This is a genomic window from Staphylococcus sp. EG-SA-18 (assembly GCF_017151825.1).
Taxonomy (GTDB): domain Bacteria; phylum Bacillota; class Bacilli; order Staphylococcales; family Staphylococcaceae; genus Staphylococcus; species Staphylococcus aureus.
This window is the reverse complement of record NZ_JACYVY010000011.1, coordinates 85,824-111,875: the sequence shown is the minus strand read 5'-3', so window position 1 is coordinate 111,875 and position 26,052 is coordinate 85,824. Positions and strand designations below refer to the sequence as shown.

At 33.1% G+C, this 26,052-nt stretch carries 25 protein-coding genes and 1 pseudogene; 21 read left to right on the top strand and 5 right to left on the bottom strand.

Annotated elements, in window-relative coordinates; all coding sequences use genetic code 11:
* Positions 1 to 252 precede the first annotated feature (252 nt).
* The 4 genes from clfB (at position 253) to IDG66_RS14290 (ending at position 4,705) form a co-directional block, all read left to right on the top strand.
* Positions 253 to 2,904, top strand: coding sequence for an MSCRAMM family adhesin clumping factor ClfB (clfB, locus tag IDG66_RS04040; RefSeq protein ID WP_103143653.1), 2,652 nt, complete (start codon positions 253 to 255; stop codon positions 2,902 to 2,904).
* Between the two features lie 115 nt (positions 2,905 to 3,019).
* Positions 3,020 to 3,781, top strand: a complete 762-nt coding sequence (locus IDG66_RS04035) for an alpha/beta hydrolase (protein WP_000323441.1) — start codon at positions 3,020 to 3,022, stop codon at positions 3,779 to 3,781.
* Positions 3,782 to 4,025: 244 nt separating this feature from the next.
* Positions 4,026 to 4,481, top strand: coding sequence for a MarR family winged helix-turn-helix transcriptional regulator (locus IDG66_RS04030; protein ID WP_000106185.1), 456 nt, complete (start codon positions 4,026 to 4,028; stop codon positions 4,479 to 4,481).
* Between the two features lie 122 nt (positions 4,482 to 4,603).
* The gene (locus IDG66_RS14290) at positions 4,604 to 4,705 is read left to right on the top strand and encodes an SE2200 family small protein (RefSeq protein ID WP_000731972.1); all 102 of its coding nucleotides are present in this window, start codon (positions 4,604 to 4,606) and stop codon (positions 4,703 to 4,705) included.
* A 59-nt stretch (positions 4,706 to 4,764) separates the two neighbouring features.
* On the opposite strand, the gene IDG66_RS04020 is transcribed toward IDG66_RS14290, so the two are convergent.
* Positions 4,765 to 6,189, bottom strand: coding sequence for an alkaline phosphatase (locus IDG66_RS04020; protein ID WP_000953748.1), 1,425 nt, complete (start codon positions 6,187 to 6,189; stop codon positions 4,765 to 4,767).
* A gap of 197 nt (positions 6,190 to 6,386) precedes the next feature.
* Here IDG66_RS04020 and IDG66_RS04015 point away from each other — a divergent pair, with 197 nt between their 5' ends.
* The 8 genes and pseudogenes from IDG66_RS04015 to IDG66_RS03980 all read left to right on the top strand — a co-directional run bounded on the left by IDG66_RS04015 (position 6,387) and on the right by IDG66_RS03980 (position 12,957).
* Complete coding sequence (locus tag IDG66_RS04015; RefSeq protein WP_000604727.1) at positions 6,387 to 6,587, top strand: hypothetical protein; 201 nt, start codon at positions 6,387 to 6,389, stop codon at positions 6,585 to 6,587.
* Positions 6,588 to 6,612: 25 nt separating this feature from the next.
* Positions 6,613 to 7,278, top strand: a complete 666-nt coding sequence (nsaR, locus tag IDG66_RS04010) for a nisin susceptibility-associated two-component system response regulator NsaR (protein WP_000697877.1) — start codon at positions 6,613 to 6,615, stop codon at positions 7,276 to 7,278.
* A gap of 10 nt (positions 7,279 to 7,288) precedes the next feature.
* Positions 7,289 to 8,176: a nisin susceptibility-associated two-component system sensor histidine kinase NsaS gene (nsaS, locus tag IDG66_RS04005; RefSeq protein ID WP_000143417.1), complete on the top strand. Its 888-nt coding sequence runs from the start codon at positions 7,289 to 7,291 to the stop codon at positions 8,174 to 8,176.
* A 107-nt stretch (positions 8,177 to 8,283) separates the two neighbouring features.
* Positions 8,284 to 9,039: an ABC transporter ATP-binding protein gene (locus IDG66_RS04000; protein WP_000923760.1), complete on the top strand. Its 756-nt coding sequence runs from the start codon at positions 8,284 to 8,286 to the stop codon at positions 9,037 to 9,039.
* On the top strand, positions 9,036 to 11,036 hold the full coding sequence (locus IDG66_RS03995) for an ABC transporter permease (protein ID WP_000776740.1): 2,001 nt from the start codon (positions 9,036 to 9,038) through the stop codon (positions 11,034 to 11,036). Before IDG66_RS04000 ends, IDG66_RS03995 begins: the two co-directional genes overlap by 4 nt.
* A 658-nt stretch (positions 11,037 to 11,694) precedes the next feature.
* A pseudogene (locus tag IDG66_RS03990) lies at positions 11,695 to 11,808 on the top strand (hypothetical protein).
* A gap of 381 nt (positions 11,809 to 12,189) precedes the next feature.
* Positions 12,190 to 12,450, top strand: a complete 261-nt coding sequence (locus IDG66_RS03985; protein WP_001791974.1) for a hypothetical protein — start codon at positions 12,190 to 12,192, stop codon at positions 12,448 to 12,450.
* Positions 12,451 to 12,459: 9 nt separating this feature from the next.
* Positions 12,460 to 12,957 carry a glutathione peroxidase gene (locus IDG66_RS03980; RefSeq protein WP_001065268.1) on the top strand — a complete coding sequence of 166 codons (498 nt, stop codon included), beginning with the start codon at positions 12,460 to 12,462 and terminating at the stop codon, positions 12,955 to 12,957.
* 107 nt (positions 12,958 to 13,064) lie between these two features.
* Here IDG66_RS03980 and IDG66_RS03975 read toward each other — a convergent pair whose 3' ends face one another.
* Positions 13,065 to 13,157 carry a hypothetical protein gene (locus IDG66_RS03975; RefSeq protein ID WP_010956583.1) on the bottom strand — a complete coding sequence of 31 codons (93 nt, stop codon included), beginning with the start codon at positions 13,155 to 13,157 and terminating at the stop codon, positions 13,065 to 13,067.
* A 194-nt stretch (positions 13,158 to 13,351) separates the two neighbouring features.
* On the opposite strand from IDG66_RS03975, the gene IDG66_RS03970 reads away from it, so the two are divergent.
* The 6 genes from IDG66_RS03970 to IDG66_RS03945 all read left to right on the top strand — a co-directional run bounded on the left by IDG66_RS03970 (position 13,352) and on the right by IDG66_RS03945 (position 20,585).
* A complete protein-coding gene (locus tag IDG66_RS03970) occupies positions 13,352 to 15,232 on the top strand; it encodes an assimilatory sulfite reductase (NADPH) flavoprotein subunit (RefSeq protein ID WP_000775148.1) in 1,881 nt (626 codons plus the stop codon).
* Between the two features lie 62 nt (positions 15,233 to 15,294).
* Positions 15,295 to 15,900, top strand: coding sequence for an NAD(P)-binding protein (locus tag IDG66_RS03965; protein WP_001057045.1), 606 nt, complete (start codon positions 15,295 to 15,297; stop codon positions 15,898 to 15,900).
* Between the two features lie 475 nt (positions 15,901 to 16,375).
* Complete coding sequence (locus tag IDG66_RS03960) at positions 16,376 to 17,746, top strand: CitMHS family transporter (protein ID WP_001083491.1); 1,371 nt, start codon at positions 16,376 to 16,378, stop codon at positions 17,744 to 17,746.
* 245 nt (positions 17,747 to 17,991) lie between these two features.
* Positions 17,992 to 19,842, top strand: a complete 1,851-nt coding sequence (nrdD, locus tag IDG66_RS03955) for an anaerobic ribonucleoside-triphosphate reductase (protein WP_001071729.1) — start codon at positions 17,992 to 17,994, stop codon at positions 19,840 to 19,842.
* On the top strand, positions 19,839 to 20,375 hold the full coding sequence (gene nrdG / locus IDG66_RS03950) for an anaerobic ribonucleoside-triphosphate reductase activating protein (protein WP_000173328.1): 537 nt from the start codon (positions 19,839 to 19,841) through the stop codon (positions 20,373 to 20,375). Before nrdD ends, nrdG begins: the two co-directional genes overlap by 4 nt.
* A gap of 99 nt (positions 20,376 to 20,474) precedes the next feature.
* Complete coding sequence (locus IDG66_RS03945; protein ID WP_001790600.1) at positions 20,475 to 20,585, top strand: hypothetical protein; 111 nt, start codon at positions 20,475 to 20,477, stop codon at positions 20,583 to 20,585.
* A gap of 15 nt (positions 20,586 to 20,600) precedes the next feature.
* Here the strand turns inward: IDG66_RS03945 and IDG66_RS03940 are convergent, their stop codons facing one another.
* Complete coding sequence (locus tag IDG66_RS03940) at positions 20,601 to 20,762, bottom strand: hypothetical protein (protein ID WP_001789302.1); 162 nt, start codon at positions 20,760 to 20,762, stop codon at positions 20,601 to 20,603.
* Positions 20,763 to 20,893: 131 nt separating this feature from the next.
* Between IDG66_RS03940 and IDG66_RS03935 the strand changes: the two genes are divergently transcribed.
* Together IDG66_RS03935 and IDG66_RS03930 are read left to right on the top strand one after the other, a co-directional pair.
* The gene (locus IDG66_RS03935) at positions 20,894 to 22,516 is read left to right on the top strand and encodes a BCCT family transporter (protein ID WP_000711870.1); all 1,623 of its coding nucleotides are present in this window, start codon (positions 20,894 to 20,896) and stop codon (positions 22,514 to 22,516) included.
* A 258-nt stretch (positions 22,517 to 22,774) separates the two neighbouring features.
* Positions 22,775 to 23,461, top strand: a complete 687-nt coding sequence (locus IDG66_RS03930; protein ID WP_000184398.1) for an MBL fold metallo-hydrolase — start codon at positions 22,775 to 22,777, stop codon at positions 23,459 to 23,461.
* 187 nt (positions 23,462 to 23,648) lie between these two features.
* Here IDG66_RS03930 and cudC read toward each other — a convergent pair whose 3' ends face one another.
* The gene (gene cudC / locus IDG66_RS03925) at positions 23,649 to 24,212 is read right to left on the bottom strand and encodes a choline uptake/conversion transcriptional regulator CudC (protein ID WP_000198598.1); all 564 of its coding nucleotides are present in this window, start codon (positions 24,210 to 24,212) and stop codon (positions 23,649 to 23,651) included.
* Positions 24,213 to 24,300: 88 nt separating this feature from the next.
* A complete protein-coding gene (locus IDG66_RS03920) occupies positions 24,301 to 24,396 on the bottom strand; it encodes a hypothetical protein (RefSeq protein WP_001803568.1) in 96 nt (31 codons plus the stop codon).
* Positions 24,397 to 24,464: 68 nt separating this feature from the next.
* Here IDG66_RS03920 and betB point away from each other — a divergent pair, with 68 nt between their 5' ends.
* Positions 24,465 to 25,955 (top strand): betaine-aldehyde dehydrogenase, encoded by a 1,491-nt coding sequence (gene betB / locus IDG66_RS03915; protein WP_000421701.1) that lies wholly within the window; start codon positions 24,465 to 24,467, stop codon positions 25,953 to 25,955.
* Positions 25,956 to 26,052: the final 97 nt, after the last annotated feature.

Genomic DNA, 26,052 nt, shown 5'->3' with positions numbered 1-26,052 from the left:
TAAATTTGATTGTTGAAATTACAGTAAAATTTAAGGTGATGAAAAATTTAGAACTTCTAAGTTTTTGAAAAGTAAAACATTTGCAATAGTGTAAAAATGGTATATTGATTTTTGCTAGTTAACAGAAAATTTTAAGTTATATAAATAGGAAGAAAACAAATTTTACGTAATTTTTTTCGAAAAGCAATTGATATAATTCTTATTTCATTATACAATTTAGACTAATCTAGAAATTGAAATGGAGTAATATTTTTGAAAAAAAGAATTGATTATTTGTCGAATAAGCAGAATAAGTATTCGATTAGACGTTTTACAGTAGGTACCACATCAGTAATAGTAGGGGCAACTATACTATTTGGGATAGGCAATCATCAAGCACAAGCTTCAGAACAATCGAACGATACAACGCAATCTTCGAAAAATAATGCAAGTGCAGATTCCGAAAAAAACAATATGATAGAAACACCTCAATTAAATACAACGGCTAATGATACATCTGATATTAGTGCAAACACAAACAGTGCGAATGTAGATAGCACAGCAAAACCAATGTCTACACAAACGAGCAATACCACTACAACAGAGCCAGCTTCAACAAATGAAACACCTCAACTGACGGCAATTAAAGATCAAGCAACTGCTGCAAAAATGCAAGATCAAACTGTTCCTCAAGAAGCAAATTCTCAAGTAGATAATAAAACAACGAATGATGCTAATAGCATAGCGACAAACAGTGAGCTTAAAAATCCTCAAACATTAGATTTACCACAATCATCACCACAAACAATTTCCAATGCGCAAGGAACTAGTAAACCAAGTGTTAGAACGAGAGCTGTACGTAGTCTTGCAGTTGCTGAACCTGTAGTAAATGCTGCTGATGCTAAAGGTACAAATGTAAATGATAAAGTTACGGCAAAAGATTTTCAATTAGAAAAGACTACATTTGACCCTAACCAAAGTGGTAATACTTTTATGGCGGCAAACTTTACAGTGACTGGACAAGTGAAATCAGGGGATTATTTTACAGCGAAGTTACCAGATAGTGTAACTGGTAATGGAGACGTGGATTACTCTAATTCGAATAATACGATGCCAATTGCAGATATAGTAAACGATAAAAATGAAGTTGTAGCAAAAGCGACATATGATATTTTGACTAAGACATATACATTTGTCTTTACAGATTATGTAAATGATAAGCAAAATATTAATGGGAAATTTTCATTACCACTATTTACAGACAGAGCAAAGGCACCTAAATCAGGAACATATGATGCAAATATTAATATTGCGGATGAAATGTTTAATAATAAAATTACTTATAACTATAGTTCGCCAATTGCAGGAATTGATAAGCCAAATGGCGCGAACATTTCTTCTCAAATTATTGGTGTAGATACAGCTTCAGGTCAAAATACATACAAGCAAACGGTATTTGTTAACCCTAAGCAACGAGTTTTAGGTAATACGTGGGTGTATATTAAAGGTTACCAAGATAAAATCGAAGAAAGTAGCGGTAAAGTAAGTGCTACAGATACAAAACTGAGAATTTTTGAAGTGAATGATACATCTAAATTATCAGATAGCTACTATGCAGACCCAAATGACTCTAATCTTAAAGAAGTAACTGATCAATTTAAGGATAAAATCACTTATAAATACCAAAATGTAGCAAGTATTAATTTTGGTGATATAAATAAAACGTATGTCGTTTTAGTCGAAGGTCATTATGATAAAACAGGTAAAAACTTGAAAACGCAAGTCATTCAAGAAAATGTTGACCCAGCGACAGGTAAAGACTACAGTATTTTCGGTTGGAATAATGAGAATGTTGTACGTTATGGTGGTGGAAGTGCTGATGGTGATTCAGCAGTAAATCCGAAAGACCCAACTCCAGGGCCACCGGTTGACCCAGAACCAAGCCCAGACCCGGATCCGGATTCGGATTCAGACAGCGACTCAGGTTCAGATAGCGATTCGGATTCAGACAGCGATTCAGACTCAGACAGCGACTCAGGTTCAGATAGCGATTCGGATTCAGACAGCGACTCAGAATCAGACAGTGAGTCAGATTCAGATAGCGATTCAGAATCAGATAGCGACTCAGATTCAGATAGTGAGTCAGATTCAGACAGTGACTCGGACTCAGATAGCGATTCAGACTCAGACAGCGATTCAGACTCAGACAGCGACTCAGATTCAGATAGCGACTCAGACTCAGACAGCGATTCAGAATCAGATAGCGACTCAGATTCAGATAGTGAGTCAGATTCAGATAGTGACTCGGACTCAGATAGCGATTCAGACTCAGACAGCGATTCAGACTCAGACAGCGACTCAGACTCAGATAGCGACTCAGATTCAGATAGTGAGTCAGATTCAGACAGTGACTCAGACTCAGATAGCGATTCAGACTCAGACAGCGATTCAGATTCAGACAGCGATTCAGACTCAGACAGCGACTCAGACTCAGACAGCGACTCAGAATCAGATAGCGATTCAGACTCAGACAGCGATTCAGATTCAGATAGCGACTCAGACTCAGACAGCGATTCAGATAGCGACTCAGACTCAGACAGCGACTCAGAATCAGATAGCGATTCAGACTCAGACAGCGATTCAGATTCAGACAGCGACTCAGACTCGGATAGCGACTCGGATTCAGATAGTGACTCCGATTCAAGAGTTACACCACCAAATAATGAACAGAAAGCACCATCAAATCCTAAAGGTGAAGTAAACCATTCTAATAAGGTATCAAAACAACACAAAACTGATGCTTTACCAGAAACAGGAGATAAGAGCGAAAACACAAATGCAACTTTATTTGGTGCAATGATGGCATTATTAGGATCATTACTATTGTTTAGAAAACGCAAGCAAGATCATAAAGAAAAAGCGTAAATACTTTTTTAGGCCGAATACATTTGTATTCGGTTTTTTTGTTGAAAATGATTTTAAAGTGAATTGATTAAGCGTAAAATGTTGATAGAGTAGAATTAGAAAGGGGTCATGACGTATGGCTTATATTTCATTAAACTATCATTCACCAACAATTGGTATGCATCAAAATTTGACAGTCATTTTACCGGAAGATCAAAGCTTCTTTAATAACGATATAACTGCTAAACCATTAAAAACTTTAATGTTGTTACATGGATTATCAAGTGATGAAACGACATATATGAGATATACAAGCATAGAAAGGTATGCGAATGAACACAAATTAGCTGTGATTATGCCCAATGTGGATCATAGCGCATATGCTAACATGGCATATGGTCATAGCTATTATGATTATATTTTGGAAGTATATGATTATGTTCATCAAATATTTCCACTTTCCAAAAAGCGTGATGACAATTTTATAGCAGGTCACTCTATGGGAGGATATGGCACAATTAAATTTGCATTAACACAAGGGGATAAATTTGCCAAAGCTGTACCATTATCTGCTGTGTTTGAAGCGCAAAATTTAATGGATCTAGAGTGGAATGATTTTTCAAAAGAGGCCATAATTGGCAATCTTTCAAGTGTTAAAGGAACTGAACATGATCCGTATTATTTGCTAGACAAAGCTGTAGCTGAAGATAAACAAATTCCAAAATTGCTCATTATGTGTGGTAAACAAGACTTTTTATATCAAGACAACTTAGATTTTATCGATTATTTATCACGTAAAAATGTTCCTTATCAATTTGAAGATGGACCAGGAGATCATGATTATGCATATTGGGACCAAGCGATTAAGCGTGCTATAACATGGATGGTGAATGATTAATTATTTCCTGGAAAATATGTGGTTGCATTAAATACACAGAGTGAGAGATACAAACTATTTACGCACGACTAACATTTCTGAGTGTTTAAATTAAATTTGTATTAATATGATTGGCGCAATTTGCTGATACGCAAAAATGTTTCTCGTGAAACTTAGATTTAGCTTATAGTTTTATCATCATTTGTATGACTTACATTATAAATTTTATTATAATGAGGTTAACGCTTTGAAAGGAGTCATCATCATGTCGACCAATAAAAACGATTATGAGCATATGTTGTTTTATTTTGCATATAAAACGTTTATTACTACCGCTGATGAAATTATAGAGAAGTATGGTATGAGCCGTCAGCATCATCGTTTTTTGTTTTTTATCAATAAATTACCTGGTATTACTATTAAATCATTACTAGAAATATTAGAAATTTCTAAACAAGGATCACATGCAACACTTCAAAAATTAAAAGAGCAAGGTCTCATTATTGAAAAAGTTTTAGAGACTGATCGACGTGTCAAAAAATTATATTCGACGGATAAAGGCGATCAACTCATTGCTGAATTGAACAAGGCGCAAGATGAATTATTGCAAAATATATATCAACAAGTCGGTTCGGATTGGTATGATGTGATGGAAGCATTGGCTAAAGGGCGACCTGGCTTTGATTTTATTAAGCATTTGAAAGATGAAAAAGAAAGCTAGCATCAGAAATGTTAAAAAATCTTCGCATTCTTAAATTTAAAAAATATGTCAAAAAGTGTATAATAAAAACATATAATTTAATTGAACTCAGTTTCAACACATCTTAGAAAGGAGTTTGAATGATGAAAAAATTAGCAGTTATTTTAACATTAGTTGGCGGTTTATACTTCGCATTTAAAAAATACCAAGAACGTGTTAACCAAGCACCTAACATTGAGTACTAAATTAAACCATAAAAAATTCCCGAACACCTTGTTATAGTGCTCGGGAATTTTTTTATGCTTTACTTGAATATATCAAATATTATTTTTGCGCTTTCTGTATTTTCGATATTACCACTAAATGATTCTGATCTAGGTCCATAAGCGTAGGTATTAACATCCTCGCCTGTATGTCCATCGGAAGTCCACCCTGTATAAGATTTATCATTTACTGGCTTCTGAATAGCGTGTTGTAGGGCTTTTGTTTGCGTTTCTACTTTTGCGGATTTTTCGTCTTTTTCTTTTTTAAGTAGTCTTTTTAGCTTTTTATTCTCTTTTTTAACCTTTTTCATATCATCTTGTGAAAATTCAAAGCCATAACCTTCATTAATAACTTTTTCAGGGTCTTCACCTTTAGCCATTTTTTCTGTCATATATGATCCAGAGTGTTTCATCGATTTAATCGGTTGAGGATTCCATTCGTATCCTTTATCTTTACCAATTGTTAGACCACCAGTAGAGTGATCTGCTGTTGCAACGACAAGTGTATCTTTATGTTTCTTAGCATATTGAATGGCGTCATCGAATGCTTTTTCAAAACCTTCCATTTCAGACATAACGCCTGTAATATCGTTGGAATGCGCTGATTTATCTATAGAAGCACCTTCGACCATTAAAAAGAATCCTTTTTTATTACGCTCAAGCTTACTAAGTGCACTTTGTTGCATATCAGCTAATGATGGTTCATCTTTAGAAGCATCTATTGCAAGTGGCATATTTTTATCTGCAAACAAACCAAGAACTTTATCTTTATCAGATTTTGATAACTCCTTACTGTTTGTGGCAAGGTCGTAACCATCATTTTTGAATTTTTTATCTAAATTGCCATTACTTTTACCGAAATATTTAGCGCCGCCGCCTAATAAAACATCAACTTTATGCTTTCCGTTGATTTTATCTTTATAAAATTGTTTAGCGATTTCGTTTTTATCATCTCTAGAAGTCACGTGTGCAGCATATGCTGCTGGTGTTGCATCTGTTAATTCAGCTGTTGAAACAAGACCAGTCGACTTACCTTTTTCTTTTGCACGTTCAAGCACCGTCTTTACTTTCTGCTTGTTACTGTCAACACCGATGGCACCATTATATGTCTTATGACCAGAACTAAAGGCTGTTCCGCCAGCTGCAGAATCAGTAATATTCTGTTTTGGGTCATTTGAATATGTACGATTTGTGCCTTTTAAATATGAATCAAAAGCAGTAGGGGTCATTTCTTTAGCATGCGGATCATTTTTATAATAACGATAAGCTGTGTTAAATGATGGACCCATGCCATCGCCAACTAAAAAGATAACATTTTTTGGATTTTTAGTATTACCAACCGCGAAACTTTCATCTTTAGAACTTTTATCGGATTGCGCAATTGCAGGTGTGACAGAACTAAAAACCGTTGACACGATAATAAGGTTAGCAACTGCAAATTTTGTGGCTTTTTTAACTGATAACATAAGACATCCTCCTGAGTATATGACTATGTCTTCAGTGTAAAAGAGGAATTTTGAGCAATTATGTAGTTTTAGTTAAAAATATGTAAACAGAGTGATTTAGAATAACAAAAAATGAATATATATGACAATTTGTTATAGAAAGCGTTAGAATAGAAGCGTGTGAAAATATAGAATTAAATATAATTTGAGGTGGAAAAATGATACTAGTAATGTTATCTCCATTATTAATCATATTCTTTATAGTGTTGTCTATTTTAGAGGAGCGTAAACGTACGAAGAAAAAGCAACTCGAGAAAGAAAAAGCAAATACACTAAATCAAAATACAAATGACACGGAAAGTTCAAATCAAGAGCCGTCATTGCAACAGGCTAAAGAACAAAAAGATAACAAAGGGTAATTCAATTGAAGGAAGAAGATTATAGATGAAAATATTAATTGTTGAAGATGATTTTGTTATAGCAGAAAGTTTAGCATCTGAACTTAAAAAATGGAATTACGGTGTTATTGTCGTTGAACAATTTGATGATATACTGTCTATCTTTAACCAACATCAACCTCAGCTTGTATTGCTAGATATTAATTTGCCAACGTTAAATGGTTTTCATTGGTGTCAAGAAATCCGAAAAACATCTAATGTGCCAATTATATTTATTAGTTCCCGTATTGATAATATGGACCAAATTATGGCAATACAAATGGGGGGAGATGATTTTATCGAAAAACCATTTAACTTGTCATTAACGATTGCCAAAATTCAAGCATTATTGAGACGAACTTATGACTTGTCAGTAGCTAATGATTCATTGACGGTTAAAGGTTGTACATTAATATTAGATGAAGCAAAAGTCGTGTATCAAGAACAAAACATACAGCTATCTTTGACTGAATTACAAATATTAAAGTTATTATTTCAAAATGAAGATAAATATGTAAGTAGAACTGCTTTAATTGAAAAATGTTGGGAATCAGAAAACTTCATAGATGATAACACATTAGCTGTTAACATGACGCGCCTGCGTAAAAAATTAAATACTATTGGCGTTAATGATTTTATTATTACAAAGAAAAATGTCGGATATAAAGTATAGGGTGAATGCAATGACCTTTCTTAAAAGTATTACTCAGGAAATAGCAATAGTCATAGTTATTTTTGCTTTATTTGGCTTAATGTTTTACCTGTATCATTTGCCATTAGAAGCATATTTACTAGCACTTGGCGTTATTTTATTATTATTACTCATATTCATAGGTATTAAATATTTAAGTTTTGTAAAAACTATAAGCCAACAACAACAAATTGAAAACTTAGAAAATGCGTTGTATCAGCTTAAAAATGAACAAATTGAATATAAAAATGATGTAGAGAGCTACTTTTTAACATGGGTACATCAAATGAAAACACCCATTACTGCAGCACAACTGTTACTTGAAAGAGATGAGCCTAATGTTGTGAATCGTGTTCGTCAAGAGGTTATTCAAATTGATAACTATACAAGTTTAGCACTTAGTTATTTAAAGTTATTAAATGAAACTTCTGATATTTCTGTCACTAAAATTTCGATTAACAATATCATTCGCCCAATTATTATGAAATATTCAATACAGTTTATTGATCAAAAAACAAAAATCCATTATGAACCTTGTCATCACGAAGTATTAACTGACGTTAGATGGACCTCTTTACTGATAGAACAATTAATAAATAATGCACTTAAGTATGCGAGAGGTAAAGATATATGGATTGAATTTGATGAGCAATCCAATCAATTATACGTAAAAGATAATGGTATCGGTATTAGTGAAGCGGACTTGCCTAAAATATTTGATAAGGGCTATTCAGGTTATAATGGCCAGCGTCAAAGTAACTCAAGTGGGATTGGCTTATTTATCGTAAAACAAATTTCAACTCACACAAACCATCCTGTTTCAGTCGTATCTAAACAAAATGAGGGTACAACATTTACGATTCAATTTCCAGATGAATAAAAACTTTCAATATTGTAAGCATACTAGTAACATTTTTTCACTAATTTAAATGTTATTAGTATTTTTTTGTTTTAATATAGAACTAACAAAGAAATGAGGTGCATGCCATGTTGCTAGAAGTGAAACATGTAAAAAAGGTTTATGGTAAAGGTTTGAATGCTACGACAGCACTTAATCAAATGAATTTATCAGTTGGAGCTGGTGAATTTGTTGCAATTATGGGTGAGTCTGGGTCAGGGAAGTCTACACTACTAAATTTAATTGCTTCTTTTGATGGACTAACTGAAGGTGACATTATTGTGGATGGCGCACATTTAAATAATATGAAAAATAAAAGTAAAGCACTGTATCGTCAACAAATGGTAGGTTTTGTTTTTCAAGATTTTAATCTTTTACCAACAATGACGAATAAAGAAAATATAATGATGCCATTAATTTTAGCTGGTGCTAAACGAAAAGATATAGAACAAAGGGTACATCAGTTGGCAGTACAATTACATTTAGAGGGATTCTTAAACAAGTATCCTTCTGAAATCTCGGGGGGTCAGAAGCAACGCATTGCCATTGCACGTGCATTAGTTACTAAACCGACGATTTTACTAGCCGATGAACCTACAGGTGCACTTGATTCAAAAACATCAAAGGCATTGATGATGTTATTTCAAGAGATTCATCAATTGGAACAGACAATTTTAATGGTAACTCATTCAAATATCGATGCGTCTTATGCAGAGCGAGTAATTTTTATTAAAGATGGGCGTCTATATCATGAAATATATCGTGGCGAAGAAAGTCAATTAGCTTTTCAACAACGAATAACAGATAGCTTAGCACTTGTGAATGGAGGAAGTGTCAATATATGAAGTTAAGATTGTTATGGCACATAGTGCGACGTCAATTTATTACGCAGCGACTTGTAATCATTCCATTCATTTTAGCGGTAAGTGTACTATTCATGATTGAATATACGCTTGTGTCAATTGGGTTAAATAGCTACATAAAACAGAAGAATGACTTCCTAGTACCATTTATTATCATAGCTAATTTTTTTATGGCGCTTTTAACTTTTATTTTTATTTTCTATGCAAATCACTTTATGATGTCACAAAGACGAAAAGAGTTTAGCATTTTTATGACATTGGGCATGACCAAGAAAAGTATGCGTTTAATTGTAGTAATGGAAACTATCTTACAATTTATAATAATTTCAGTCGTTAGTATTGCCGGCGGATACTTACTTGGTGCGATATTTTTCTTGTTTATACAGAAAATAATGGGCAGTGAAGTTGCGACGTTAAGGTATTATCCATTTGACTTTGTAGCGATGTTTATTACTTTGATTATCATTGCTGTATTAATGGGCATGCTACTTATATTCAACTTGTTCAGTATTAATTTTCAACGGCCGATAACTTATCAACATCGTTCCGATTCTAGTGTCATATCACGATGGTTGCGTTACGTTTTAATTGTTATAGGAAGCGCAGCACTATATTTAGGCTACTTTATTGCATTACAACAAGATACGACGTTTGGTGCCTTTTTTAAAATATGGATTGTCATAGGATTAGTTATTATCGGTACTTATGCATTTTTTGTAGGTATAAGTGAAATAATTATTAGTATATTGCAGCAGGTATCAAAAGTTTACTATCATCCACGGTATTTTTTTGTGGTAGTTGGGATGCGTGTACGTCTTAAAATGAATGCAGTCAGTCTTGCAACAATCACTTTGCTGTGTACATTTTTGATTGTAACGCTCACAATGACATTAACAACCTATCGTGATATGAATCATACCATTACGAAATTGATTACGAATGATTATGATTTGTCATTTAGCGACAATTCTAAGTCACAAATAGAACGTCAACAAACAATTGAGAATATTAAACGTGATATACAGGGTTCGGTTAATGCAAAAGACTTCAAAGTATATGAAACGACATTATTTAGAGCTTCTTTAGAAAAGAATCGTGCTTATTACAAGTTAAAACAGGCTAGTGATGATATTCCAATAGACTTCATTGGTAATGAAGGCGCGATATTTTCAAGACAATCAGTAATGATTACAGCTTTTACTGCACAAGATTATAATCGATATCACCAAAACAAATTACACTTAGACAATCAAAGTATAGGTATGATTACGAATGTACCTATTTTTAAAAAGCAGTCTAAGGTCGGTCTTAATAATGAAGTCTTTAAAGTGAAACAACTTGACGCACATGCGTTAAATTTGATGATGATTCAAGATAGTATGGTTTTAATTGTTAAAGATAACAATCAATTACAAAAAGTAAAAGGATTTTATGCACATGAACAAAAGAATTCGACAATATCGATAAACTTTAATGTATTTGGAAAGACGAAATTAACAACATCACAAATACAAAAGCTATCGAAAAAATACGATGCGTCAATAAATTCTAAATCAGAAATGCTAATGGTTTGGGATCGTTTGACAGGTGGACTAATATTTGTAGGTGGCGTAGTATCAATTGTACTTGTCATTGGAATATTTCTAATGATGTACTATAAACAAGTTTCAGAAGCCTATGCAAATCAGCACAATTATGACATTATGAAAAAACTTGGTTTAGATAATGGAAGAATAGCAAAGATAACACGAAATCAAATGACTTTCTTGTTCGCAATACCAATAACAGTAGCACTGATTCACACATTAATTTCTAGTAACATTGTATATACGTTACTAAATATGATAGGTATTAATAACCATCATATATTTTTAACAAGTTACGTACTAGCTGTCATTATAATTTCGTTTCTATATATGGCGATGTACAAAATAACTTCCTATATTTATGCTAAAGTTATTCATCAACAACGCAATTAACCATGTTTCAGTGAAATCACAATCAATCATGTATTTTCACTGAAATATATTATATTAAAAAGAAACCTAAAAACATTACAAATAACAATAACAAATTTCAACCGATAAGATAAAATGTCTTGTCGGTTTTTAATATAACAAGTGATATTTTGGAAATGCCAAAAATATATAGATTGTTTATATAAAATGATTTAAAATGTTTTATAACAACATATTTTATGCAACACATAAAATGGGTAACTAACATCACGAAATCATTGTATTTGTTGTTACACTGATGAAGCGATGTCACAAAGAAATGTCGTTATCAAACGAAGCCCGAAATACATACTGATACTCGAAATAATGTAACGATAAATAACAATGATAACGATTGATTACTACGCAAAAATATATGTAAATTGACGATTTAAATGCAATTCGTATATTTTGCCAATGATTTACACATTAAAATGTTTGAAAATTGTCATAATTCAGTCTAATTTAAAAGGAAGTTAATTACAAAATTCAAAAATCATGCATCGTGTCATTTAGATATTGAAAAAGATGAGTCAAATTTGTTTCATATATTTTCCAATAACAAATTATTATATCTAAATATACAATCAGAAATATATGAATAGAAATATCAATAAGAAAAATAATATGATTAAAAATGATGAATGGCATACTTATAAAGTGTCTAAATATTGGCGGTCAATATTACTTATAAACACGAATGTTAAGTAATGTAGACAATGATGAAAAAACAATAAGTAGAAACTCTATATAGAATGTTCGTTTTTATTTTTAATAATTGAATAATCATTATTGATGATTTAATATGTATTCGGTCGCACACGATACAAAGTGACTTGTTTTAATGATATGCAATAATATGACGTTTATCGTCGCGTGTAACAATGTATGAGTGTGTCAGTTTAATTTTAAAAGGGTTATAAGGATATTTAATAAGATAAAGGAGGGCTTAATAAACAATCACATGTGAAGTTTTTAAGGATTATATGAGTTGGGCAGCTCTTTAATCCATAGTTATAACGAATTTTAAATTGTTAGATCTAACGTATGGTATCAGTATGTATGAGTTTAACTTAAGTATTAATCTATAGTTTAAAGAGCGGTCTAATTGTCTTTTTAAAAATAGAAAATAAGGATGATTATAATGAGGGGTTATAACGAAAGATATTGTAGCTGGACTAATACAGCTATACAATGTGATTATTTTAATAAAGTAAGACAGGTGAAAAAAGACGGTAAATCGGATAGGTTGAGCAACAACATAAACTCGAACATTATTTATCGTGTGCTCGAAAAATGTATCACGCTATATAATGTATGTTCGCGGTGTAAACGCGCACTTATTTTATCAGAACATTCTAAAAAGAACATATTCAATATAAAAAAGGCTGTGTAGGGGTGTCTTATGAATAATAGAAATGTGTATGATATCGAAGTAAGTGATTATAAAGGCTTAACTTATAAATTAGAAGCATTTAGAGGTAAAGTGATTTTAGTTGTTAATACTGCAACAGAATGTATATATAGCGAACAATTGAAAAAACTAGAGACTTTGTTTCAAAAATATAAGGATCGTGGGTTTGTAGTGTTGAGTTTTCCGAATAATAATTTTGACAATCGACAACCAGGTTCTAATGAAGAAATCTTGAAAATTAGTCGTGAGAAATTTGGTGTTACATTTCCAGTGCTAGCTAAAATATCTGTGAACGGGAACGATGAACATCCGTTATTTACGCATTTAAAGAATGAACAACCAGGAATCTTTGGGTCCCCAATAAAATGGAATTTCACAAAATTTATAATCGATCGACAAGGCAATGTTGTAAATCGATTCTTGCCAATGGAAGATCCATTGGATATATCGACAAATATAGAAATATTATTGCAAGAATCTTCATCTTAAATTTAAAATTGAGCGCTTAGTATGCAAATAACACAAGAGCCTCTTAATGATGTACTAATAGTATGTCATTAGGAGGCATTTTATATTTAGAAAATCAGTAATTTGACCTATTTTACTGAAAGGCTGATTTGGTACATAATAAATAGTAAATAAATAAAAAATAACAACGATGCATTACTGTATGCATTAATAACTGACACGACATAATCAAAGTTTTGTCTGAATTACTGATAATGTCATTCAAGCAACATGAAAGTTGTAAATATTTGCAAGTATAACTATCAGACACAACTCAAGTTTGTTTTAATTTATACCATACATATTAAAAAATTGACTAAACTATCGATAAAAAAAGAGTCAATCATCTATTTCAAGTTTATTGAGGTGAAAACATTTGAAATTAAATACATCTAATAGTCCATTTACAGAAAAACAAGTCACAGAGATTAACAATCTGCTGCAAACATTAACAGAGAGCCAACAACAGTGGCTTAGTGGTTTTTTACTAGCTAATAGTAACGATACGACAAGTGATAGTAATCAACAACAATTAGAGACAGAAGTGTGGCAACAATCACAAATATCAGAAGAACAAGCAACTTCAACAACGTATATGTTACAAAATAAAGAGCCACATATCGAAGCTAATCAGCGGCATGTTACAGTGCTATATGGTTCTGAATCAGGTAATGCCATGCGTTTAGCTGAAATTTTTTCAGAACGTTTAAGTGATATCGGACATCAAGTTGTTTTGATGTCAATGGATGAATATGATACGACAAACATCGCGCAGTTAGAAGATTTATTTATTATTACGTCTACTCATGGTGAAGGAGAACCGCCTGATAATGCATGGGATTTCTTTGAATTTTTAGAAGACGATAACGCACCTAATTTAAATCATGTGAGATATTCAGTACTAGCTTTAGGTGATCAAACATATGAATTTTTCTGTCAAGCTGGTAAAGATGTAGATGCTTTACTAGAAAATCTAGGCGCTGAGCGTATATGTAAGCGTGTAGATTGTGATATTGATTATGAAGAAGACGCAGAAAAGTGGATGGCAGACATCATTAATATGATTGATACTACATCAGAAGGTATTCAAAGTGAATCGGTGATAAGTGAATCAATTAAGTCTGCCAAAGAAAAGAAATATTCTAAATTAAATCCATACCAAGCAGAAGTTTTAGCGAATATCAATTTAAATGGTACCGATTCAAATAAAGAAACACGACATATAGAATTTTTACTTGATGATTTTAGTGAATCATATGAACCAGGAGATTGTATAGTAGCATTACCGCAAAACGACCCTGAATTGGTTGAAAAACTAATATCCATGTTAGGTTGGGATCCGCAATCTCCGGTGCCAATTAATGATCATGGTGATACAGTTCCTATTGTTGAAGCACTAACATCACATTTTGAATTTACTAAATTAACATTGCCATTATTGAAAAATGCAGATATCTATTTTGACAATGAAGAATTATCTGAACGTATTCAAGATGAGTCATGGGCGCGTGAATATGTTATAAATCGGGACTTTATAGATTTAATAACAGATTTTCCAACTATAGAATTACAACCTGAGAATATGTATCAAATCCTTAGAAAATTACCACCAAGAGAGTATTCGATTTCTAGTAGTTTTATGGCAACGCCAGATGAAGTGCATATTACCGTTGGTACGGTTCGTTATCAAGCACATGGACGTGAGAGAAAAGGTGTATGCTCGGTTCATTTTGCTGAGCGAATTAAACCAGGCGATATAGTACCAATTTATTTGAAGAAAAATCCGAACTTCAAATTTCCGATGAAGCAAGATATACCGGTTATTATGATTGGACCAGGTACTGGAATTGCTCCTTTTAGAGCATATTTACAAGAACGTGAAGAACTTGGTATGACTGGGAAAACATGGTTGTTCTTTGGCGATCAACACCGTAGTTCTGACTTTTTATATGAAGAAGAAATAGAAGAATGGCTTGAAAATGGAAACTTAACACGCGTAGATTTAGCATTTTCAAGAGACCAAGAACACAAAGAATATGTACAGCATCGTATAATGGAAGAAAGTGAACGTTTCAATGAATGGATTGAGCAAGGCGCAGCAATCTATATTTGTGGTGATGAAAAATGTATGGCGAAAGATGTCCATCAAGCCATTAAAGATGTATTGGTAAAAGAACGTCATATTTCTCAAGAAGAAGCGGAGACGATATTGCGTCAAATGAAACAGCAACAACGCTATCAACGTGATGTTTATTAGCGATTGGTGTTAAATGTTTTAAGATGAAATGACGTAAAAAGATATAAAGGATGTTGCTCAACATGAATATGCCATTAATGATAGATTTAACAAATAAAAATGTCGTCATAGTTGGTGGAGGCCTCGTTGCAAGTCGTCGGGCACAAACATTAAGTCAATACGTTGAACACATAATGGTTATCAGTCCTGAAATCACTGAAAAACTTCAAAATATGGTAGATAAAGGTGTCGTCATATGGAAAGAAAAAGAGTTTGAACCAAGCGATATTGTAGACGCGTATCTAGTTATTGCAGCAACCAATGAGCCACGTGTCAATGAAGCGGTAAAACAAGCCTTACCTGAGCATGCCCTTTTTAATAATGTTGGAGATGCATCAAATGGCAATGTTGTATTTCCAAGTGCACTACACCGCGACAAGCTAACTATCAGTGTATCAACTGATGGTGCGAGTCCTAAGTTGACAAAATCAATTATGGCAGAGCTTGAGGCGTTATATCCACCATCATACAGTTCGTATATCGACTTTTTATATACTTGCCGACAGAAAATAAAGTTACTTGATATGAATCACAGCGAAAAGCAGCAATTGTTATCACAAATAGTGACGAAAGAATTTATAAACGATACTAAACAAGCTCAATTTTTAGCGTGGTTGGATAAAAAATAATAACTGTGTGCCGTCTAAAGGCAGTCTTGAAGTAATAACATGTCTGTTTGTAAATGAAGATGGGATGCATACTAATAATTTCTAAGCGAAGATGATAAACATATGTAAGATGATTTCTAACATAGAGAAATAGACGATTTGAAAAATCTTAATAAATATATAGGTTATTAGAAAAACTGGTTGAAGTTGCTATGAATAATAGCTAATTTTAGCCAGTTTTTTTGTGTAATAGAACCGAGAATTCAACCATTGCTATTAAAAATGATACTTATGAAAAGATTCAAATTAATCAATTGGATTCAAATAGTCATTAGAGATACTGCATAAAAATTAGATAACCGAATTAACTATTACGCAAAAAAGATTTTTTTGATAAAATGAGATAACTTAAATATAAAAAATTATATTAATTATAATATTTAAGTTAAAGAGGGGGATTATGTAAATTGTATTAAAAGTGGAGGGAGAAAATAATATGAATAGTGATAATATGTGGTTAACAGTAATGGGGCTCATTATTATTATTTCAATTGTAGGTTTACTCATTGCCAAAAAGATAAATCCAGTTGTTGGTATGACAATCATACCTTGCTTAGGTGCAATGATTTTAGGATATAGTGTGACAGATTTGGTTGGATTTTTTGCTAAAGGGTTAGATCAAGTCATCAACGTTGTTATTATGTTTATCTTTGCTATTATTTTCTTTGGCATCATGAACGATAGTGGTTTATTCAAGCCGCTTGTCAAACGCTTAATAATAATGACACGAGGCAATGTCGTCATTGTCTGTGCAATGACAGCTTTAATTGGCACAATAGCCCAATTAGATGGGGCCGGTGCGGTAACATTTTTGCTTTCTATTCCTGCATTATTACCTTTATATAAAGCGTTAAATATGAATAAATATTTATTGATTTTACTATTAGCATTAAGCGCGGCGATTATGAACATGGTACCTTGGGGAGGTCCAATGGCACGTGTAGCTGCAGTGTTAAAAGCCAAAAGTGTCAATGAATTATGGTATGGATTAATTCCTATTCAAATAATAGGATTCATTCTTATTATGTTGTTTGCGGTATATCTTGGATTTAAAGAACAGAAACGTATCAAAAAAGCAATAGAGAGAAATGAATTACCGCAAACACAAGATATAGATGTACATAAATTAGTTGAAGTATATGAACGAGATCAAGATGTAAGGTTTCCTGTAAAAGGACGTGCAAGAACAAAATCATGGATAAAATGGGTGAATACAGCTTTAACTTTAGCTGTTATTCTATCGATGTTAATAAATATTGCGCCACCTGAATTTGCATTCATGATAGGTGTCTCATTGGCGCTCGTTATTAATTTTAAATCAGTGGATGAACAAATGGAGCGATTAAGAGCGCATGCGCCGAATGCATTAATGATGGCTGCAGTGATTATTGCAGCAGGTATGTTTTTAGGTGTACTAAATGAAACCGGTATGCTTAAAGCGATTGCGACGAATTTAATCAAAGTGATTCCTGCAGAAGTAGGACCATACTTGCATATTATTGTAGGTTTACTTGGCGTACCATTAGATTTACTAACTAGCACAGACGCTTATTATTTTGCTGTGTTACCGATCGTCGAACAAACAGCAGGGCAATTTGGTGTACCGTCTGTATCAACAGCTTATTCAATGGTTATAGGGAATATTATAGGTACATTTGTCAGTCCGTTTTCACCAGCCTTATGGTTGGCAATTGGTTTAGCAGAGGCAAACATGGGCACGTATATTAAGTATGCATTCTTTTGGATTTGGGGATTCGCCATCGTTATGTTAGTAATTGCAATGTTGATGGGCATTGTGACGATTTAAGTATGAAAAATAGAAACTATAGTCCCGGTGCAAAATGAAATAATAGTTGCATAAACATGTCGAAATGACAGAACGATTCGAGAACAATTTTAAAAATTAATGAAATAATTGTGTAGAAATATGAATTTCACTAAATGTTAATAACTTTGTGACGTTTTAGTTAACAGACTAATAAAAATTTGAAAATACTATATATAGTGGTATAACGTAATGAGTAGACACAATATATAGGAAGAAGGGGTAAAATGAATCAAATCGAAGAAGCATTAACGGGTTTGATTTCTAAAGATCCTGCTATTGTTAACGAAAATGCCAACAAAGATAGTGATACATTTTCAACAATGAGAGATTTAACAGCAGGTATCGTTTCTAAATCTTACGCATTAAATTATTTATTACCAAAGCACGTTGCAGATGCACATCAAAGAGGGGACATACATTTTCACGACTTAGATTATCATCCATTCCAACCGTTAACAAACTGTTGTTTAATAGATGCTAAAAATATGCTACATAATGGATTTGAAATAGGCAACGCGAATGTAACTTCACCAAAATCAATACAAACTGCATCAGCGCAGCTTGTACAAATTATAGCCAATGTTTCCAGCAGTCAATATGGTGGCTGTACGGTTGACCGCGTTGACGAATTACTTAGTACATATGCACGACATAATGAAGAACAACATAGAAATATCGCAAAGCAATTTGTCAAAGAATCTGAAATTGATCGTTATGTTGATCAACAAGTCACTAAAGACATCAATGATGCGATTGAAAGTCTAGAATATGAAATTAATACCTTATATACATCTAATGGACAGACACCTTTTGTAACATTAGGATTCGGCTTAGGTACAGATCATTTAAGTCGCAAAATTCAACAAGCTATCTTAAATACTCGTATCAAAGGCTTAGGAAAAGACCGCACGACAGCGATTTTCCCGAAACTTGTATTTTCAATTAAAAAAGGAACCAACTTTAGTCCGCAAGATCCGAACTATGACATTAAACAACTAGCATTAAAGTGTTCAACGAAACGTATGTATCCAGATATTTTAAATTATGACAAACTCGTAGAAATATTAGGTGATTTCAAAGCGCCAATGGGTTGTCGTTCATTTTTACCAAGTTGGAAAGATGCGGAAGGTCATTTTGAAAATAATGGTCGTTGTAATCTTGGTGTTGTTACACTTAATTTACCTAGAATGGCATTAGAATCTGCCGGTAATATGACGAAATTCTGGGAAATCTTTTATGAACGTATCGATGTGTTACATGATGCATTACTTTATCGTATAAATCGTTTGAAAGATGCTGTACCGAATAACGCACCGATTTTATATAAAAGTGGCGCATTTAACTATAAATTAAAAGAAACAGATGATGTTGCTGAGTTATTTAAAAATAAACGTGCAACGATTTCAATGGGCTATATAGGGTTGTATGAAACAGCTACTGTTTTCTATGGTCCAGACTGGGAAACATCTCAAGAAGCAAAAGCATTTACGCTTGAAATTCTTAAAGAAATGAAACGTTATCAAACGAAATGGACAGAATTATATGACATTTGGTTCAGTATTTACAGTACGCCGAGTGAATCGCTAACGGATCGTTTTTGTCGTTTAGACCAAGAGAGATTTGGAGATATTAAAGACATTACAGATAAAGGATATTATCAAAACTCTTTCCATTATGATGTACGTAAAGATGTTACACCTTTTGAAAAGTTAGATTTTGAAAAAGATTATCCTTATTATGCGAGTGGTGGTTTCATTCACTATTGTGAGTATCCGAAATTGCAACACAATTTGAAAGCACTAGAAGCGGTATGGGACTACTCTTATGACAAAGTTGGTTACTTAGGTACAAATATTCCGATTGATCATTGTTATGAATGTGATTACGATGGAGATTTTGAAGCAACTGAAAAAGGATTTAAATGCCCGAACTGTGGCAATGATAATCCTAAAACAGTTGATGTCGTTAAACGAACATGTGGTTACTTAGGCAATCCAGTTCAACGTCCAGTAATTAAAGGCCGTCATAAAGAAATTTGCGCACGAGTAAAACATATGAAAGCGCCTAAAGAATGACACTTTTAGACATTAAACAAGGACAAGGTTATATTGCTAAAATAGAATCAAATAGCTTTGTTGACGGTGAAGGAGTAAGATGCAGTGTTTATGTATCAGGATGTCCATTTAATTGTGTTGGATGTTATAACAAAGCCTCACAAAAGTTCAGATATGGCGAGAAATACACTGATGAAATATTAGCAGAAATATTAGATGATTGCGATCATGATTATATATCTGGGCTAAGTCTATTAGGTGGCGAACCATTTTGTAATTTGGATATTACATTAAATCTTGTCAAAGCATTTCGAGCACGTTTTGGAAATAAAAAGACAATTTGGGTATGGACTGGATTTTTATATGAATATTTAGCAAATGATTGTGCAGAACGTCGAGAGTTATTATCATACATTGACGTTTTAGTAGATGGTCTATTTATACAACACTTATTCAAACCTGATTTACCATATAAAGGTTCTTTAAATCAACGCATTATAGATGTACAACAATCACTCTCGCATGCGCGTATGATTGAATATATAGTTAGTTGAATATGTATTAGAAGTCAAGGTAACATTCGTTGCCTTGGCTTCTTTTTAGGTTAGGTACATAATTGAAAGTTAATAAAAGCAATTCTTTAGAAAAATATATTGATAGAATATGACCTAACAATCATTTTGATACCAATACTAAAAGTTGCATATCCGTTTTTTAAAAAAGTTGAAAGAGAAAAGTGGTATTTTAGTGGGAAGGAAGTCTAACTTTTTGGTAGCGTTTTACAATAAATAAATATTCGTTAATAACGTATAAATATTCTTAAATGCCGTCCTAGTAAAATTTGTTAAATTCGTTAAATCATAACTTAACACTATTGTTTTAGCGCTATTAAGGTTTTGTTTATTACGGGAAAAATTATATAAATATTCAATAATTGCCAAGTTTCAAATTGTATGAAATTTGCATTATTATTAAATGTTAGTTATTGTCAATTTTGTGAATCAATATAATTATTACATTTTGAGATAAATCGAAACAGGATTCATAAAATTAATAATTAGGGGGAGCACAATTGAAAAAAGAGAAAGTTATGGACTGGACGACCTTTATAGGGACAGTAGCTGTACTTCTTTTTGCAGTTATACCTATGATGGCTTTTCCAAAAGCAAGTGAAGATATCATCACTGGTATTAATAGTGCCATTTCTGATTCAATTGGTTCGATATATTTATTTATGGGGCTGGCGATTTTTTGCTTTGTAATGTATATCGCATTTGGTAAATATGGTAATGTCACACTTGGTAAAGCAAGTGATAAACCAGAATTTAATACATTTACATGGGCGGCAATGCTGTTTTGTGCAGGCATAGGCTCTGATATTTTATACTGGGGCGTTATTGAATGGGCTTTTTACTATCAAGTTCCACCAAATGGCGCGAAAAGTATGAGTGATGAAGCACTCCAATATGCGACGCAATATGGTATGTTCCACTGGGGGCCAATTGCTTGGGCTATTTACGTTTTACCAGCATTACCAATTGGTTATTTAGTATTTGTTAAAAAACAACCGGTGTATAAAATTAGTCAAGCTTGTCGTCCGATTTTAAAAGGTCAAACAGATAAATTTGTAGGTAAAGTTGTAGATATCTTATTTATCTTTGGATTGCTAGGTGGTGCGGCAACATCACTAGCGTTAGGTGTGCCATTAATTTCTGCAGGCATAGAAAGATTAACTGGTTTAGATGGTAAAAATATGATTTTACGTTCGGCCATTTTATTAACAATCACGGTTATATTTGCCATTAGTTCATATACAGGATTGAAAAAAGGTATTCAAAAGTTAAGTGATATCAACGTTTGGCTATCCTTTGTACTTTTAGCCTTTATATTTATTATTGGACCGACTGTTTTTATTATGGAAACGACAGTGACAGGGTTCGGAAATATGTTGAGAGATTTTTTCCATATGGCAACATGGTTAGAACCATTCGGTGGTATTAAAGGTCGAAAAGAAACGAATTTCCCACAAGACTGGACAATATTCTACTGGTCATGGTGGTTAGTATATGCGCCATTTATCGGTTTATTTATCGCTAGAATTTCAAAAGGTCGACGCCTTAAAGAAGTCGTGCTAGGAACAATTATTTATGGAACGCTTGGATGCGTATTATTCTTTGGTATTTTTGGTAACTATGCTGTGTATTTGCAAATTTCTGGACAGTTTAATGTAACACAATATTTAAATACACATGGTACAGAGGCAACCATTATTGAAGTGGTGCATCATTTACCATTCCCATCATTGATGATTGTACTATTCTTAGTATCTGCTTTCTTATTCTTAGCAACAACATTTGATTCGGGTTCATATATTTTAGCGGCAGCATCTCAGAAAAAAGTGGTAGGCGAACCATTACGTGCCAATCGTTTATTCTGGGCATTTGCATTGTGCTTATTGCCATTTTCATTGATGCTAGTTGGTGGCGAACGTGCATTAGAAGTATTGAAAACTGCTTCAATACTGGCAAGTGTGCCATTAATTGTTATTTTTATTTTCATGATGATATCATTTTTAATCATTTTAGGGCGCGATAGAATTAAACTTGAAACGCGTGCTGAAAAATTAAAAGAAGTTGAACGTCGTTCATTGCGAATCGTTCAAGTATCAGAAGAAGAACAAGACGATAATTTATAATTCAAAGCGGGTCTGGGACGACGAAATGAATTTTGTGAAAATATCATTTCTGTTCCATTCCCCTTTTTTTAGTAGCATTGTAGGATGAACTTTTAGGTTTTCATTAATGTTGTACTAAAAGATTTAATTTTTTAGTGCTCCAAGTACTTATTTATTGTATGAAGCATATTCTAAATCGAAGTTTGAAAGACTCTCATTGATTATTAAATAAAGGGTACTGCGTATGTACAATTCAAATTAATCGAAGGATGAAATAAAATGACTAATCAATTTAAAAATAAACAGTCCAAATTACATGACAGTTTAGAATCCATCACAAAAAACTTATATGCGACACCTACTTCGGAACTGCCTTTTGATAATCGATTTCTATTTAAATCTTTTATTTTAAAACGTGAAACAGGTAATATTGTTATCTATCATTCCGGACACTTAGGTGACTCCCAACAAGACATTGCATCATTAGGTGGTGTTTCAAAAGTATTGATGAATCATGATCATGAATCTATAGGAGGTTCTAATCAAGTTGAAGCCCCTTACTTTATACATGAAAATGATGTGGCTGCACTGAAACATAAGATTTCTGTTCAAAAACAATTTAGTAATCGTGTAATGTTGGATAAGGATTTAGAAGTTATTCCCGCGCCTGGACATACACCAGGGACGACACTATTTTTATGGGATGATGGTCATCACCGTTACTTATTTACTGGAGATTTTATATGTTTTGAAGGGAAGAGATGGCGTACAGTTATATTAGGTTCAAGTGATAGAGAAAAATCTATTCAAAGTTTAGAGATGGTTAAAGAATTAGATTTTGATGTACTTGTACCTTGGGTTACTATCAAAGATGAACCGTTAGTTTATTTTGTAGAAAATGAATATGAAAAACGTGAACAAATACAAAATATTATTGATAGAGTACGTGAGGGCGAGAATAGCTAATTGAAATAAATTGGCGAAGCAATGTAACGAATCTAAGAAAGCTCTAGAAAATACCTCCATGATTGATTGTCATATAAAACAAAAACGGTAATTTCTATTTATTGAGATAGAAATTACCGTTTATTTCGTGGACCTATTGCATTGTTTTCATCATGCATAATCATCATTGTCGTTGTTTGAGTCAATTTTAATTTTCAGAATCAGAAGGCTGTTCTGGAATTGGGAAATATTTGAAAATTTCACCGCTTTCAATCGCTTCGGTTAACTGTTCTAACCATTCGTAATAAACATGTGTATGATCAAGCTGAGCTTTAATTTTTTGTGCCTCTTGTGTTTCAGCTTCAGTTAAATCACTGCTTTCAAGTAATGGATTGATAATAGCTTGAGCATCTTTTACTGCTTCGACATTGATGTCAATTTCACGCTGAAATTTTTTAGTGAAAAAGTTTCGGAAAAAGATGAAAAAGTCTTTCTCGGCGATAAAATGTTGTTTGCGGCTTCCTCTCGTAAATTGTTGTTTAACAATATCAAATTCCTGCAATTTCTTAACGCCAGCACTCATACTTGGTTTGCTCATTTGCAATTGATGACGCATTTCATCAAGCGTCATACTGCCTTCAAACACCATAGTGCCATATAAGTTTCCTACACTTCTATTAGTGCCATACAAATCCATTGTCTGTCCAATTGAATTAATTACAATATCTTTTGCTTGTTCTAATTGTTGCTGTTTGTTCTGAGAACGAGTCATCATTGCACCTCCGTACATCATTTTGGTCATTCTAAAATAAATACTAATACATTATAAAACCTTTTCTAAAAAAAGACATTAAAAATATTTAAAGCATTAAAGTTAAATGTTTCGTTAAATAAAAATCTAACAAACTTACAAAACTTAATTCTTGAGTTGTTTTGTAAATTGACACATTTTTCATTTCTATGCTAACATAAGTTTGTAAAATTCGTTAAATAAAAATTTAACAAACTTAACGGAGGTTGTTGAATGGAACTTTTAAAACATTTATCTCAGCGTCAATATATTGATGGTGAGTGGGTTGAAAGCGCGAATAAAAATACAAGAGATATTATCAATCCTTACAATCAAGAAGTGATATTTACGGTTTCTGAAGGGACAAAAGAGGATGCAGAACGTGCAATCTTAGCTGCAAGACGTGCGTTTGAGTCTGGTGAATGGTCGCAAGAAACTGCTGAAACAAGAGGTAAAAAAGTACGTGCCATCGCGGACAAGATTAAAGAACATCGCGAAGCGTTAGCACGATTAGAAACATTAGATACTGGAAAAACGTTAGAAGAATCATATGCAGATATGGATGATATTCATAATGTGTTTATGTATTTTGCTGGATTAGCAGATAAAGACGGTGGCGAAATGATTGATTCACCAATTCCAGATACAGAAAGCAAAATTGTTAAAGAACCAGTAGGTGTAGTTACACAAATTACACCTTGGAATTATCCGTTATTACAAGCATCATGGAAAATTGCGCCAGCGCTTGCTACGGGTTGTTCACTAGTTATGAAACCAAGTGAAATTACACCATTAACAACAATACGTGTTTTTGAATTAATGGAAGAAGTTGGTTTCCCTAAAGGAACAATTAATCTTATTCTAGGTGCAGGTTCTGAAGTTGGTGACGTAATGTCAGGTCATAAAGAGGTTGACCTTGTATCATTTACAGGTGGCATTGAGACTGGTAAGCATATTATGAAAAATGCTGCTAATAATGTTACGAATATTGCCTTGGAACTTGGCGGTAAAAATCCAAACATTATCTTTGATGATGCTGATTTTGAATTGGCAGTAGACCAAGCGTTAAATGGTGGATATTTCCATGCAGGTCAAGTTTGTTCAGCAGGATCAAGAATATTAGTACAAAACAGTATTAAAGACAAATTTGAGCAAGCACTTATTGATCGCGTGAAAAAAATCAAATTAGGTAATGGTTTTGATGCTGATACTGAAATGGGACCAGTGATTTCAACAGAACATCGTAATAAGATCGAATCTTATATGGATGTAGCTAAAGCAGAAGGCGCAACAATTGCTGTTGGTGGTAAACGTCCAGATAGAGACGATTTAAAAGATGGTCTATTCTTCGAGCCAACAGTCATTACAAATTGTGATACGTCAATGCGTATTGTACAAGAAGAGGTTTTCGGACCTGTCGTTACTGTAGAAGGCTTTGAAACTGAACAAGAAGCGATTCAATTAGCGAATGATTCTATATATGGTTTAGCAGGTGCTGTATTTTCTAAAGATATTGGAAAAGCGCAACGCGTTGCTAACAAGTTGAAACTTGGAACGGTGTGGATTAATGATTTCCATCCATATTTTGCACAAGCGCCATGGGGTGGATACAAACAATCAGGTATCGGTAGAGAATTAGGCAAAGAAGGCTTAGAAGAGTACCTTGTTTCAAAACACATTTTAACAAATACAAATCCACAATTAGTGAATTGGTTTAGCAAATAAAAATTAGATAAGGTGAGTGCCATTGTAAGAACACAAGACACTCACTTTGTTTTGTATAAGTGGCGAAATGTTGATTGATAATTTGGACTAAACGCAA

Coding starts and splice junctions, on each gene's coding strand:
- IDG66_RS04035 (WP_000323441.1), top strand. CDS start 3,020: ATGGCTTATATTTCATTAAACTATCATTCACCAACAATTGGTATGCAT.
- IDG66_RS04030 (WP_000106185.1), top strand. CDS start 4,026: ATGTCGACCAATAAAAACGATTATGAGCATATGTTGTTTTATTTTGCA.
- IDG66_RS14290 (WP_000731972.1), top strand. CDS start 4,604: ATGAAAAAATTAGCAGTTATTTTAACATTAGTTGGCGGTTTATACTTC.
- IDG66_RS04020 (WP_000953748.1), bottom strand. CDS start 6,189: ATGTTATCAGTTAAAAAAGCCACAAAATTTGCAGTTGCTAACCTTATT.
- IDG66_RS04015 (WP_000604727.1), top strand. CDS start 6,387: ATGATACTAGTAATGTTATCTCCATTATTAATCATATTCTTTATAGTG.
- nsaR (WP_000697877.1), top strand. CDS start 6,613: ATGAAAATATTAATTGTTGAAGATGATTTTGTTATAGCAGAAAGTTTA.
- nsaS (WP_000143417.1), top strand. CDS start 7,289: ATGACCTTTCTTAAAAGTATTACTCAGGAAATAGCAATAGTCATAGTT.
- IDG66_RS04000 (WP_000923760.1), top strand. CDS start 8,284: ATGTTGCTAGAAGTGAAACATGTAAAAAAGGTTTATGGTAAAGGTTTG.
- IDG66_RS03995 (WP_000776740.1), top strand. CDS start 9,036: ATGAAGTTAAGATTGTTATGGCACATAGTGCGACGTCAATTTATTACG.
- IDG66_RS03985 (WP_001791974.1), top strand. CDS start 12,190: ATGATTATAATGAGGGGTTATAACGAAAGATATTGTAGCTGGACTAAT.
- IDG66_RS03980 (WP_001065268.1), top strand. CDS start 12,460: ATGAATAATAGAAATGTGTATGATATCGAAGTAAGTGATTATAAAGGC.
- IDG66_RS03965 (WP_001057045.1), top strand. CDS start 15,295: ATGAATATGCCATTAATGATAGATTTAACAAATAAAAATGTCGTCATA.
- IDG66_RS03960 (WP_001083491.1), top strand. CDS start 16,376: ATGAATAGTGATAATATGTGGTTAACAGTAATGGGGCTCATTATTATT.
- nrdD (WP_001071729.1), top strand. CDS start 17,992: ATGAATCAAATCGAAGAAGCATTAACGGGTTTGATTTCTAAAGATCCT.
- nrdG (WP_000173328.1), top strand. CDS start 19,839: ATGACACTTTTAGACATTAAACAAGGACAAGGTTATATTGCTAAAATA.
- IDG66_RS03930 (WP_000184398.1), top strand. CDS start 22,775: ATGACTAATCAATTTAAAAATAAACAGTCCAAATTACATGACAGTTTA.
- cudC (WP_000198598.1), bottom strand. CDS start 24,212: ATGACTCGTTCTCAGAACAAACAGCAACAATTAGAACAAGCAAAAGAT.
- IDG66_RS03920 (WP_001803568.1), bottom strand. CDS start 24,396: ATGAAAAATGTGTCAATTTACAAAACAACTCAAGAATTAAGTTTTGTA.
- betB (WP_000421701.1), top strand. CDS start 24,465: ATGGAACTTTTAAAACATTTATCTCAGCGTCAATATATTGATGGTGAG.